Source organism: Hydrobacter penzbergensis, from assembly GCF_900106985.1.
GTDB classification, from domain to species: Bacteria; Bacteroidota; Bacteroidia; order Chitinophagales; family Chitinophagaceae; genus Sediminibacterium; species Sediminibacterium magnilacihabitans.
On the sequence record NZ_FNNO01000009.1, the window covers coordinates 69,401 to 81,444 of the forward strand.

Genomic DNA, 12,044 nt, shown 5'->3' on the forward strand with positions numbered 1-12,044 from the left:
TTTATTGTATCAGAAATCTAAATCGCAACCGATGGGTGCTCCCGGAGCTATCTCTTTATGTTGGGGTACCGCAATATCTTTTGGTTTGTTGATCCGTTCTACTGCGTAGGAATAATGCGCTTTTAAAGCAGGATGCGTTTGCGCCTGTGTTATTGCATATTGCTTCAGTGACTGCAGCCTGTCGAAACAGATCGATTTTACAATATAGTTGGCATTGTCGTTCTGGCTAAGACCCAGCATCCAGCTGAGTACCATTTGCTGGGTTTGTAATTGAATTTCGCCTTTCAGTCCTTTTTGTAAAGGGGCTTTCCATGTTTTTTCAATGATGGCATCCAACACATTGTCCCAACCCAGTGTGCCGGCTTGCGCTTTGAACTGCTCCAACCGGTTGGCTCTTTCTGCATTGAACAAAAATTCCAACTCAAAATTGGCCAGGGCTTCGGCAGCTGCTACAGGATCGAAACTCATGCCGGTGCGTTTGGCAAAGAGTTCGCCTACATTATAATAAAGCGGCGGGCGGGGAGGGATCATCGCTATGATCCTTTCGGGAAGCGTGAGTGTTTCAGGCGATAAACAGTCCAGCGCTGTTTGTAATGCTTTCTGCTGAACGGCATTGGGTAAAACCTGGGGAACCTGTTGCTGTCCGCCTCGCACGCTGTAACTGTAATTCATACCACCGATCAGCTTACATACTGCTTCCAGCTGGTAGCGGTGATAGTTGTATACAGGAACCAGTACATCTTCCAGTCTTGACAACGGCGTTCTTTCACGGATGGCTTGTTCAGAGAATTGATCCAGCGCTTTGGAACGTACCTGTAATACGTTCTTAAGTTCCTCGGTGACGTCTTTTCCATTATCCCATAGATGCGCATAAGGATGCATACCGCTGGCGGCACGCGCATCGGCATCGGCAATGAATAAGAGTCCGTTTTTTGTGTTCTCATCCAGTATCGCATTCAATGCTTCATTTTCATTCACGCCTGCTTTGAAATCCTGGTAGCCATAGAGGATGGCCCTTTTATCCCATTCACCAATGACATTGGTATATACCTGCGAGAAATCAATATTTCCTTTGCTATCAAGCGATATATTGGGATGCGGATAGTCCATTACAGAGGCCCGGTCATTGTAACTCGATGCATAGTTGTGCTGGAGCCCGAGTGTATGTCCCACTTCATGAGCCGCCAGTTGCCGTAAGCGCTGTAAGGCAGCCTGCTGCATGGTTTCAGGAGCCGGTTTGCCGGTTTCATAAGGAGAAAGCAACCCGGTGAAAATGAGATAATCCTGCCGCACACGTAAAGACCCCAACGTCACCTGCCCTTTGATGATCTCACCAGTGCGTGGATCGGTGATCGACGCGCCGTAACTCCATCCCCTGGTAGAACGGTGTACCCAGTTAATCATGTTATAGCGTGCGTCCATGGCGTCGGCGGTATCGGGCAGTATTTTAACGATGAATGCGTTCCGGTATCCTGCTGCTTCAAAAGCCTGGTTCCACCATCGGGCGCCATCGAGCAGTGCAGAGCGTATAGGTTCGGGCGTTCCATTGTCGAGGTAATACACAATGGGTTTTACCGGATCACTTACAGTGGCAGCAGGATCTTTTTTCTCGAGCCGGTGACGGGCGATGAACAGTTGCTCAATGGGTTCAGAGAAAGGAGTGCTGTAATCAAAATAAGAAATGCCGAAATAACCGCTGCGTATATCATAGCGACGAGGCTTATAATGATTGTCGGGCAGTTGTACAAAAGAGTGGTGTACACGCAGGGTGATGGCTTCGTTTGAAGGGGTAACGGTACTGACAAAGCGGCCGGCATCGCTGCCACCTGTAAAAGTGATGGTGGCTTCGAATTCGCTGTTCAGGGGAAAGTTGCGGGTATTGGGCAGGTAAATGGCCGAACGGGATTCGTTGAAAACATAGGAGCCCTGCCGCATGCTGCGGATGCGATCGGCGATGCCATGGGAGTCACGTACAAAAAAAGAAGTGGCGTCTACCAGCACTTTATCGCCTTCGTCTTCATCGATGGTGAAGCCGCCGATGGCCGACTGGGCAAAGGATTCGCGAACAGCGCGCTGTTCACGGGGGTCGGATGAGGAGGCACGATAATTGTAGTTTGGCTCAACCAGGAGTAATTTTTTGCCTATACGGGAAAAATAAACGATGCGACTGGCGCCGATCTGCCCCCTGTCGAGCCCGATATCGTTCGAACCGAGTCCGGCCGGAAGTGAATTGACATACAGGAATTCCTGGTCAAATTTATCAACCAGCATCCAGATTTTCCCGTTCGCGGCATCCCACCAGAAAGTGAAATAGCCATCGTACCGTTTCATGTTTTTTGTTTTATCGGTAATCTTTGATGCCGGTTGTGCAACAGCACCAACGAAACAAAAACAAAGCAGCCATGCAAATAAAGTGCGCATCGTTTTGGGTTTGAGTAGTAATAAAAAACTCCTGGTATTATTTTTTTCAAACAATAACAGGAGTTGAACTGTTGGTTAATCTCTTTATTAAGATCCTGCAGGTGTCTCGTTGGATGCAGGCATTTCAAACAGCGAAGTAGGAGCGGGCGCTGGCGCGGGAGCCGCTACTGTTGCGGGTTTCGCAGCTTTCTTAACAGCAGGTTTTTTAGCTGCGGGTTTCTTTGCCGCTGCTTTTTTCTTGGGCGCTGCTTTTTTGGCGGCGGGTTTTTTAGCAGCTGCTTTCTTTACAGTTTTTTTAGCAGCTGCTTTTTTCTTGGGCGCTGATTTCTTCTTGGCTACTTTTTTAGGAGCGGCTTTCTTCGCGGCTTTTTTTACTGCTTTTTTAGCGGCTTTCTTAGGAGCAGCTTTTTTCGCAGCTTTCTTTACAGTTTTTTTAGTGGCCTTTTTAGGAGCGGCTTTTTTTACTGCTTTTTTTGCAGCTTTCTTTTTTGCTTTTGCCATAGTGATGTGAGTTAGTTGATTTTGTTTATTAGATGAGAAAGGAAAGTTAGAAAATTATTTTAAATAATACATTTTTCCACCGCTAAAAGATATTAGTTGGTGTGCATAATGGCTGGTTGCATGTCAAGCAATGTTATTTTCCCATCCATCGTAGAAGCAATGATTTGCCCGGCTCTGAGGGCTCTTACCGTATTTACCATTGAGTTGTCGATCTTGTGCGCCCATCGTCTTTCCCGCTTTTGCGGGTCAATGGCATAGACAGTTCCGTTTTTGGTGCCGAAAAAAACGAGCCCGTCGCGTTCTATGAGCATAGAAGGTACATGCTCATAACCGAAGCCACAGTTGAGTTTCCAGGCAGCCGGCTGTTTGGAGGGGGAAGTGTGGTAAGCGACGGTGGTATCGGTCATGGTCTTGCCGTAGACATATTGGCCATCTGCTGAAATGCCGATCGATTCGCGCACGGTGGCATCGTTATTACGCCATAAAGTGGTCCCTGAGCGAACGTCTATTGCAGTGATAAAACGGTCGGGCGCTACGATATACACCACATCATCCCAGATAACAGGGATGCAGGATGCAGGTGAATAATTTCGAACAGCAGAGCCGTTATTCCACTGCCAGATCAGCTTTCCGGTGGAGGCATCCAGCGCACGCAGGTGGCGGTCCCAGGCCCCGAAAATAACCATGCCTTTGTACAATACCGGGGTGCTTACTACGGGACCTTCCATGCCGGTATATTGCCAGAGCACGCTGCCGGTTTTCAAATCAATGGCCCTGAATTGATGATCACTTCCGCCGATATATACCGTATCGCCGCTGATCTGGGGATTACCCAATACAGCAGCGGCTGTTTTCAATGACCACTGCAAACGACCGCTTGATAAAGAGAGGCAATAGACATGGCCATCGCAGGATCCCAGCACAACTTTATTGTCCTTCACCGCGGGAGAAGAGTAAATAGGACCTTGGGTCTGGTACGACCACCGCTTTCACTCCAACCGGTGTCGTGATTGCCTGGAATAATGTACCAGGGTACTTTCAACTGATCCAGGATTTGTTTGGCATGTTTGAGTTCTTCATCAGTGCCCAATTCGGTAATATCCCCGGTAATCACTACAAAAGCGATATCATTCATATTGTTGATATCGGCAACGGTTCTGCGCAGGTCTTCTTCGGCGCTGCCATTGGGCGAACCAATGTGGGTGTCGGAGATGAACGCAAAACGGAAAGGTTTTATTTGAGCTTTTGCGGAAATGCAACAAGCAAGGATGAATACCAGTACCGACAAATATGATTTCATATGGGGAAGATAACGGAATAGCTTTGCGTGAAACCGCCGTTTATGGAAGCTATTAAAAACATAAAGATCGTTATTGCAGGTGGAACCGGTTTCATTGGCAGCGCTATTGCCAGTTATTTTGAAAAAGACAATGAAGTCGTACTGCTGACCCGTAACAGCAACAAAAAAATAGCTAAGCAATACAGGATGGTGCAATGGGATGCACAAACATTGTCGGACTGGATGCAGGAACTGGATGGCGCCGATCTTGTCATCAACCTCACAGGTGAAAGTATACAGTGCAGGCATACTCCGGCCAATCGTAAAAAAATCCTCGACAGCCGCATCGATGCTACCAAAGCCATTGGCAACGCCATCAGGGAACTCGCCATTCCTCCTTCCTGCTGGATCAATGCTTCCGGCATTTCCCTGTATGCAGATGGAGTACCGGGCGATGAGTATACCCGGGCATTCGCCGGCAGTTTTATGGCATCGGTGGTGAAGCAGTGGGAAGCGGTATTTTTTGAAGCAGGCAACAGCGGACATACCAGGAAAATTGCATTACGACTGGCCGTGGTATTAGGTGATGGAGGTATCCTGGAACCTTATCTCAACCTGGTGAAATTCGGTTTGGGTGGACGACAGGGAACGGGGAAACAAATGATCAGTTGGGTGCATGTAGCCGATGTATGCCGCATCATTGCGTTTTTGTATCAACACAAACAATTAAGTGAGGCTTTCAATGCTTGTGCCCCAAACCCGGTGACAAATGCCCAATTCATGCAGGCCATGCGGAAAGCCTGTGGCGCTCCAATAGGATTGCCTGCATACGAGTGGATGGTAAGGGCCGGTGCGTGGATGATGGGCAAAGAACCATCGATGATATTAGAGAGCAACCATGCACTGCCTGCCAGGTTGATCGAAAACGGATTTGTATTCCGTTTCCCGGAAATAACAGAAGCGTTGACCGATGTGATACAGGGGTTGCCTCGGAACAGGTATCGGTTATTCTGAGTAACTTGCCTTATGAATCCGAAAAAGACAGTGGTGCTGGGAGCATCTGATCACCCGCAACGCTATAGCTACCTGGCGGTGGACAGGTTGCATGCACACCAGCATCCCGTAGTAGCCATTGGTAACAGGGAAGGAAAGATAGGCGATATCCCCATCATCACTGAACATCCGGAGGAGGCCGGCGTAGATACGGTAACCCTTTATCTCAACCCGGAACGGCAGAAAGCATACTACGATTATATCCTGCAATTGCATCCCAAGCGCGTTATTTTCAATCCTGGTACCGAAAATGAAGAACTGGAAAAACTGGTACAGGCCAACGGCATAAAAGCCGTAGAAGCCTGTACGCTGGTACTGCTGAGTACCGGCCAATATTGATCATTCTATTTACCAATGGTGCCGAAAAGGAAATCGATCTCTCTTACATTCCGGTCAACCAGGTAACTTGTCATCCAGTTGGGATCGGTTGATAAGCCCGTATAAGCGATGGAGCCGGCATTTTGATTGGCCAATGCATAGCGCCAGTGATAATGATCGTACACGGAAAGGATGTTCACCGCATATTGCATAGCCAGTGCCGGGTTGTTCTCAATGATGTTCAGGTTATCGTCGTTTTTCTGGCTGGCTTTGGGGCCTAAATTGTGTGAACCGGTCATCACCACAGGGTGACTGCCAAAGGGATCAATGATGACCACTTTACTGTGGATGGTAACCATTTTAGGTGTGATCTCATTCTGCCAATATGAAAACTCTCCTCCGATGGCTTTGGGTATGATGGTATCGAAATCGGTTGATCCCTTCGGTACATTGTTCTTGTGGATGAATACCAACGGGGTTTGTTTTCCACCAGGGTCCTGGTTCATGATGCCGTGTACGAAGATATCTTCTTTGCCGGGTTTGTCGATCTGTGCCACCACTTCATTATAAAGTGTGTCGTGTGTGCCGGGGTTGAAGAATAGGAAGAGGATGCCTTGTTGTGCATTATCGATCAGGGCTTTGGCCGCGGCGAGGTCTACCTGGTTGGAAACGGGCGCAAACCAGGTAGACAGGTTCGGCTTCGTGTTGCCCTTTGTATTGTACTGGATAAAAGGTGCGGGGTATGCATTGCCGGCGCCTTTTATCTGGTTCCATTCGTTGAGATACCAGTTAGCCACCTGCGGATCGTTGATGAGGATGGCATTGTTCACTTGCGTATAAAGTCCGTTCTGCGTGAGATTGGTGCTGCCTGTCCAGACTTTATAAGGTTGTCCGTTTTTACAAAACACCATGAACTTATTGTGTGCAAAGTGGCCCATGGGAACGATGCGATCGAACAGGTGAATGCTGGTAGTAGTTTTCAATTCTTTGCGCAGGTCGGCATTTTCGTCGTTCTCGCCGGCTGCATTGCTTTTAAAAGCGCCATTGGCCAGCACCAGGTTCAGCCTGCTGCCGATCTTTTTAAAACGGTTAATCACGCTTTCATCATTCAGTTCATAAAGCGAAGCATAAATACTCAGGGTGCTGTCGGCAATCACAGCGTCGAGCTCTGCGAATAGTTTTTGTGCCAGTACGCCACCCAGGAATTGCGTAACGGGAGCGTCTTCATTAGCCAGCGTGGATTTGAGGGTCGTTCCCTTTGTTTTCACATCGGCGCCGGATAGCTGGCGCGACATGAATTGGGAAGAAATGATACCCCGGTTGAAATAAGCTTCGATATCGGTGCCGGTACCAACGGTAACCTCATTACTCCATTCGGTGGCATTGGTCATGTCTTTTACCAGGGTATTGTTTTTGATGTAGAGCGGCGCTACGAGATAACTCATGCTGTCTCCCGGCTTAGCATTGAAATCGGTCCACAACAAACGTTGGATGGGCCATGCAGTACTGGGCCTTTGCTCGCCGGGCTGGGCCTGCTGGCCGGCAAAGCCAATGCGGTTGTTAAGGGGTTGTGCGCTGGATGGCGGCTGCCCTTTCATTTTTTTATATAGTGCGAAACCAATACAGTTGGGTATGGGTTGGTCGTATTTCCATGCGATGATCGCGTGGTCGCAATTGGCGAAAGCTTTGATGCCGGAAGGAATTGGACTGGCCATGGGTGTTTGTTTTTAAAGGATTTGGAGCAGTGAAACGAGATGTGAAAGTAACAGGTTGGTTTCACTATTGCAATGGTTAAAACACCCAATTTTCAGAGGTGTCCGGCAATTTTTCTTTCTACAAATGAAATTAAACCAGTGCGTGAAAATTAATACAAGGTTTATGAAGCAGTGATATATCCTGAAAAACAATAAAGCTTGGGCAAGCATACTCAGATCAATACTCTTTCACAAGGGTATCGTAGGAGATATTCAAGTGGGCATGCAGCTTGCGAATCATACTCAGATTCAATTTGCGGTGACCGTTGAACAGATCCGTTACCCTGCTTTTGTATCCAAGGATACTCGCCAACTCCTGTTTGCTTAAACCCTGTTGCTCCATGCGGTATTGGATAGCAGCCAGCGGATCGGGTATTTCGATCGGGTAATGGGTATCTTCATAGCTTTTTATTAGTAGGGCAAGCACATCCGCTTCATCGCTTTCGGGTGTACCCGCTTTAGCCTGGAAGATTTGTTCAAAACGTTCCAGCGCTGTGGTATAATCCCTTTTTGAACGTATGATTTTGAATGTCATAGGGTTATCTTTTCTTTGAGACTAAGGCGACTGCAAATTGATTTCAAAAAAAGTTGGCTTGTAAGAAACATTTTTGAAGAAAACAGTATTGCATTGAAAAATTTTACTCTTGCCCTACCACAGATTAAGTATAAAGCGCAATCTCTATTAGGTGTTCCAGATGCATTTTCTTTCCTTATTGATCTTCCGTCAGATCAAGGATATTACGGATATTCAGCCACAACAGTTCAGGCGAAAACTAATGGAGTAAGAACGAATGACGTAACTCCTCCTCCCCCTGATAACGATTGCCACTGTTCCCGATCAGACTCTTATTGTAACGCAGGGTCGTGCAGGGACAACGGCTGTAAATCAAGTAGTGCGGGATGTGGCACACTGTTTTTATTTTCGTGCAATGGAGTCTGCTCTTTACTCTAATTTTCGGAAATAAATATCTTTTCTTATGGTTGCTCACAAAAATATTTCTCGTCTTATTGCTTTAGCTATTGTAACTTTCTCATTCAATTGCAAAACGGCGGATAAAAAAACGTATGCTATAATACCTTCAGTTGTTCATTTCTCAATCCCTCGAGGAACGAGCTACGAAACAACTGTATATGTTAAAAACCTCGGCTCAGATAAATTGATTATTTCGGAGATTGCGAGTGCGTGCGGCTGCATGGTCGGAACTCTAAAGGATTCCATTGTGTCGTCAAACGATAGTGTTCCATTGAGAGTTACTTTCAAACCCAATCCCTCCGACACCGGTGAAATGTTCAGATTTATATCTGTACGAACCAATGGAAGACCTCCTATCCAATCGGTTGAATTGAGAGGAACAGTACATTGATTCGTGTAGTCTGACTAAATTGATGGCAAAAATATTTTACTCAATATCAATAGTCGAATGCGGCTTAAAAGTCATTCTTTTAAAACGGAGGTAATACCTCCGTTTTTTATGGCATATAGCCAAGCAAATCATTGTTTATTGACAGTATGAGAGTTATAGTCGACTAATTTAAAAAATGACGCGATCCGTTAGGATTTTGTTGTCGAATTACCCACTGACCGATTTGAGTAAATGTTTATGGGGTAGCTGTTAAAGCCTTGCGTAACCTAAGGTGTCAATGTCGGCAACGCTTTTTGTCAAATACGTTTGTCCATTGGTTAATACATACAGGGAATCGCAAATGTCAATGATATGTCTGTACATATGGTCAGTGATAAGTAGGCCTTTATGCTCCTTTTCTTCTTTAAGCAACTGTTTGGCCTTTTCAATTTGTAGTGGATTTAGGTGTGTGAAAGGTTCATCCAGCAAAGCGAACTGTGATTTAGACTTTGCGATTATATACAACTCTAATAATCTACGCTCTCCTCCCGAAAGACTGCCAACAGTATCTTTTTCTCTTTTTGCAAACTCCGAAAATCTATTTTGAAATTCACTGTACTCCAGGGTGAAATCTTGAAATATTCGACGAAGTGAAAGTGATTTTGGAATAAAATTACACTGTGGTAAATATACAATTAAGTCAGGGTGTTTGAAACTTTCAACAATAGAAATGTGATCAAACCGAACGGACTTCTCGCATGGTAAACTACCATAAATAGCTTTCATCAGGCAAGATTTTCCTTGCCCGTTTTTCCCTAGCAATCCAATTATCTTGCCGGTTTCGCATCTAAGGTAAATGCTAGATAATATTTTTCTTCCGCCGAATTGGAGCTGAGTACTATCTATTTCTAATACGTGATTCATTTGAATTGGTATGCCAGAAAGATAAGTAAGAGAAAGAAAACAAAGTCAAAGACTAATGTAGCCGCCCACAGTAGCGTCTTTGCAAGACCTAAATTTTGATAGTAATAATATTCATTTTTTTTATTACTGTTTATAAGATAATATGTCAATCCTAATGTAACAATTTTACCCCAAAAGATACCGAAGAAAGCCGAGAAACCATATATCCAGAATGCTCTAAGGCAAAAAGCTGTAATAATAATAGATAGCGGCAAAAAGTTTTTATAAAAAGTCCATATAAGTCGTATGATTCTAAATAGTCGCATAATAGTTGCCAAAATCAATGGCAGTTGATCTGCTATAATCGGCTTCTGCAAGTATACGTAAAGTTTTGATGTTTGGCACTATGCCTGTGTTGCAAAGAAATCGGTGGACAATAATGCCTCGAATATTTCGTTTTTCACCATTAGTGCAGACATTTATTATTTGTAAATAAAACAGATACTGCTTTGAAGGTCGCAATCTGCGTCCTCCAATCTGGTTACTTTATCCCGCCCATCCTTCTCTATCCAGGCTCCTGTATTGAATGGCTTCGGCTAAGTGTTCAGGGCGGATTTCCTGGCTGGCGTCCAGATCGGCAATAGTGCGGCTCACTTTGAGGATGCGGTCGTATGCACGGGCACTCAGGTTGAGGCGTTCCATGGCTTTTCGTAACAGGTTGTTACAAATGTTATTCAGTTGACAGTGTTCCTGCATTAACTGAGTATTGATCTGTGCATTGGCGTAAATGCCGGGATGTTCTTTATAGCGTTCAGCTTGCAGATCACGTGCTGCCACTACGCGTTCGCGTATGGAGGCGGAACTTTCTGCTTGCCTGTCATCATTCAACGCTGTGAATGCCACGGGTGTTACTTCTACATGCAAGTCTATGCGATCTAACAGTGGACCGGATACTTTATTGAGGTATTTCTGTACGGCGCCGGGCGGACAACTACAGGCTTTTTCCGGATGATTATAATAACCGCAAGGGCAGGGATTCATGGAAGCCAGGAGCATGAAACTGGCCGGAAAATCAAGTATCATTTTGGTTCGTGAAATACTCACTTTCCTTTCTTCCATGGGTTGTCGCATTACTTCCAATACTGTTCTTTTGAATTCGGGCAACTCATCCAGGAATAAAACGCCGTTATGTGCCAATGAAATTTCTCCGGGCTGCGGAACACTTCCACCACCTACCAATGCCACATCACTGGTAGTATGATGCGGTGAACGGAAGGGCCGCCTGCTGATGAGCGAACTGTTCTCGGGTAATTTGCCCGCCACACTATGGATCTTGGTAGTTTCCAATGCTTCGTGCAAACTCAATGGCGGCATGATGGTAGGCAACCGCTTGGCCAGCATGGTCTTTCCGGCGCCGGGCGGACCAATCAGCAATGCATTGTGCGCCCCTGCGGCAGCAATCTCCAGCACGCGTTTGATGTGTTCCTGCCCTTTTACATCACTGAAGTCCATACCGAACGCATACTGGTCGTCGAAAAATTCATCTCTTGTATTGACCACAACGGGTTGCAGCGATTGTTCATCTTTAAAAAATGCGATGACTTCATTCAAATGAGCAACGCCATACACCAGCAGGTTGTTGACCATCCCCGCCTCACGCGCATTGGCTTTGGGAATGATCAATCCTTTAAAGCCTTCTTTGCGTGCTTGTATAGCAATGGGTAATGCACCTTTGATGGGTTGTATACTACCATCGAGCCCTAATTCTCCCATGATCACAAATTCTTGCAGTCGCTCTATGTGGTGCAATTGCTCACTGGCTCCCAGTATTCCCACAGCAATGGGCAGATCAAAAGCAGAGCCTGTTTTCTTAATATCAGCCGGCGCCAGGTTCACAATTACTTTGGTGCGCGGCATGTGATAATCGTTGCTCTTGATGGCGCTTTCAGTTCGTTTCAAACTTTCACGTACCGCATTATCGGGCAGACCTACAATGCTGTAGCTCTGTCCCATGCTAACATTCACTTCTATTGTAATCGTAATCGCTTCCACTCCCTGCACAGCGCTGCCAAAGGCTTTTACCAGCATAATGATGATTTCGTAAAGGGTAAAAGTGGAAATTAAGAAAATTAGCGCGCTGAAAAGCAGTATTTATACCTGATTTTACAGGCTTTCCAGCATCTTGACTACACCCTCGCTACGGAGGGCTAAGTAACCTATGTGATCGTCTAAAAATGCACTCTCCTTATAGTCTTCCTGTAATTGAATTGTATGGGAGGCGTTTTTTATAATTGTTTTTTTGAGTTGATCAATGCAATGAGTTGCATTTTATCCTTGATCATAACTCTCCGAATAGAATACCATAACTCTCTTGCGGGTAGAGGGAATGGATATTTATTGCTAAAGGTTTTATTGAAAATAAACCGACTCTTATATAGCCTCATGTTTTTTGCTTTGTCGAGTTCTTTGCAA

12 protein-coding genes are annotated in these 12,044 nt (G+C 45.7%); 4 read left to right on the plus strand and 8 right to left on the minus strand.

The genetic code is table 11. The annotated features are described in order from the left end of the window. Nucleotides 1–9: 9 nt before the first annotated feature. From BLU98_RS10920 to BLU98_RS17840, 4 genes are all read right to left on the minus strand, one after another. Complete coding sequence (locus tag BLU98_RS10920; RefSeq protein WP_092724062.1) at nucleotides 10–2,421, minus strand: zinc-dependent metalloprotease; 2,412 nt, start codon at nucleotides 2,419–2,421, stop codon at nucleotides 10–12. Nucleotides 2,422–2,508: 87 nt separating this feature from the next. Continuing rightward, nucleotides 2,509–2,922 (minus strand): hypothetical protein, encoded by a 414-nt coding sequence (locus BLU98_RS10925; protein ID WP_092724063.1) that lies wholly within the window; start codon nucleotides 2,920–2,922, stop codon nucleotides 2,509–2,511. Nucleotides 2,923–3,014: 92 nt separating this feature from the next. Beyond that, complete coding sequence (locus tag BLU98_RS10930; protein WP_257574911.1) at nucleotides 3,015–3,863, minus strand: outer membrane protein assembly factor BamB family protein; 849 nt, start codon at nucleotides 3,861–3,863, stop codon at nucleotides 3,015–3,017. After that, on the minus strand, nucleotides 3,860–4,222 hold the full coding sequence (locus tag BLU98_RS17840; protein ID WP_257574912.1) for a metallophosphoesterase family protein: 363 nt from the start codon (nucleotides 4,220–4,222) through the stop codon (nucleotides 3,860–3,862). The genes BLU98_RS10930 and BLU98_RS17840 overlap by 4 nt, the downstream gene beginning before the upstream one ends. A gap of 42 nt (nucleotides 4,223–4,264) precedes the next feature. Between BLU98_RS17840 and BLU98_RS10935 the strand changes: the two genes are divergently transcribed. Further along, nucleotides 4,265–5,215: a TIGR01777 family oxidoreductase gene (locus BLU98_RS10935; protein WP_092724064.1), complete on the plus strand. Its 951-nt coding sequence runs from the start codon at nucleotides 4,265–4,267 to the stop codon at nucleotides 5,213–5,215. Nucleotides 5,216–5,227: 12 nt separating this feature from the next. Continuing rightward, nucleotides 5,228–5,593, plus strand: coding sequence for a CoA-binding protein (locus tag BLU98_RS10940; RefSeq protein WP_092724065.1), 366 nt, complete (start codon nucleotides 5,228–5,230; stop codon nucleotides 5,591–5,593). 5 nt (nucleotides 5,594–5,598) lie between these two features. Here BLU98_RS10940 and BLU98_RS10945 read toward each other — a convergent pair whose 3' ends face one another. Beyond that, nucleotides 5,599–7,287, minus strand: coding sequence for a phospholipase D-like domain-containing protein (locus BLU98_RS10945; RefSeq protein ID WP_092724066.1), 1,689 nt, complete (start codon nucleotides 7,285–7,287; stop codon nucleotides 5,599–5,601). 217 nt (nucleotides 7,288–7,504) lie between these two features. Continuing rightward, on the minus strand, nucleotides 7,505–7,861 hold the full coding sequence (locus tag BLU98_RS10950) for a helix-turn-helix domain-containing protein (RefSeq protein WP_092724067.1): 357 nt from the start codon (nucleotides 7,859–7,861) through the stop codon (nucleotides 7,505–7,507). Between the two features lie 15 nt (nucleotides 7,862–7,876). On the opposite strand from BLU98_RS10950, the gene BLU98_RS18090 reads away from it, so the two are divergent. Both BLU98_RS18090 and BLU98_RS18095 read left to right on the plus strand, forming a co-directional pair. Continuing rightward, complete coding sequence (locus BLU98_RS18090; protein WP_371937879.1) at nucleotides 7,877–8,278, plus strand: bacteriocin fulvocin C-related protein; 402 nt, start codon at nucleotides 7,877–7,879, stop codon at nucleotides 8,276–8,278. Nucleotides 8,279–8,303: 25 nt separating this feature from the next. Then, the gene (locus tag BLU98_RS18095) at nucleotides 8,304–8,690 is read left to right on the plus strand and encodes a DUF1573 domain-containing protein (protein WP_092724068.1); all 387 of its coding nucleotides are present in this window, start codon (nucleotides 8,304–8,306) and stop codon (nucleotides 8,688–8,690) included. 249 nt (nucleotides 8,691–8,939) lie between these two features. Here BLU98_RS18095 and BLU98_RS10960 read toward each other — a convergent pair whose 3' ends face one another. Together BLU98_RS10960 and BLU98_RS10970 are read right to left on the minus strand one after the other, a co-directional pair. Continuing rightward, complete coding sequence (locus tag BLU98_RS10960) at nucleotides 8,940–9,593, minus strand: ATP-binding cassette domain-containing protein (RefSeq protein ID WP_092724069.1); 654 nt, start codon at nucleotides 9,591–9,593, stop codon at nucleotides 8,940–8,942. Between the two features lie 525 nt (nucleotides 9,594–10,118). Beyond that, nucleotides 10,119–11,660, minus strand: a complete 1,542-nt coding sequence (locus BLU98_RS10970; protein ID WP_092724071.1) for a YifB family Mg chelatase-like AAA ATPase — start codon at nucleotides 11,658–11,660, stop codon at nucleotides 10,119–10,121. Nucleotides 11,661–12,044: the final 384 nt, after the last annotated feature.

What these genes read in the sequence shown, in the direction of transcription:
- BLU98_RS10970 (WP_092724071.1), bottom strand. Translation starts at nt 11,660, where the DNA reads ATGCTGGTAAAAGCCTTTGGCAGCGCTGTGCAGGGAGTGGAAGCGATT.
- BLU98_RS10940 (WP_092724065.1), top strand. Translation starts at nt 5,228, where the DNA reads ATGAATCCGAAAAAGACAGTGGTGCTGGGAGCATCTGATCACCCGCAA.
- BLU98_RS10945 (WP_092724066.1), bottom strand. Translation starts at nt 7,287, where the DNA reads ATGGCCAGTCCAATTCCTTCCGGCATCAAAGCTTTCGCCAATTGCGAC.
- BLU98_RS10935 (WP_092724064.1), top strand. Translation starts at nt 4,265, where the DNA reads ATGGAAGCTATTAAAAACATAAAGATCGTTATTGCAGGTGGAACCGGT.
- BLU98_RS17840 (WP_257574912.1), bottom strand. Translation starts at nt 4,222, where the DNA reads ATGAAATCATATTTGTCGGTACTGGTATTCATCCTTGCTTGTTGCATT.
- BLU98_RS10925 (WP_092724063.1), bottom strand. Translation starts at nt 2,922, where the DNA reads ATGGCAAAAGCAAAAAAGAAAGCTGCAAAAAAAGCAGTAAAAAAAGCC.
- BLU98_RS18095 (WP_092724068.1), top strand. Translation starts at nt 8,304, where the DNA reads ATGGTTGCTCACAAAAATATTTCTCGTCTTATTGCTTTAGCTATTGTA.
- BLU98_RS10920 (WP_092724062.1), bottom strand. Translation starts at nt 2,421, where the DNA reads ATGCGCACTTTATTTGCATGGCTGCTTTGTTTTTGTTTCGTTGGTGCT.
- BLU98_RS10960 (WP_092724069.1), bottom strand. Translation starts at nt 9,593, where the DNA reads ATGAATCACGTATTAGAAATAGATAGTACTCAGCTCCAATTCGGCGGA.
- BLU98_RS10950 (WP_092724067.1), bottom strand. Translation starts at nt 7,861, where the DNA reads ATGACATTCAAAATCATACGTTCAAAAAGGGATTATACCACAGCGCTG.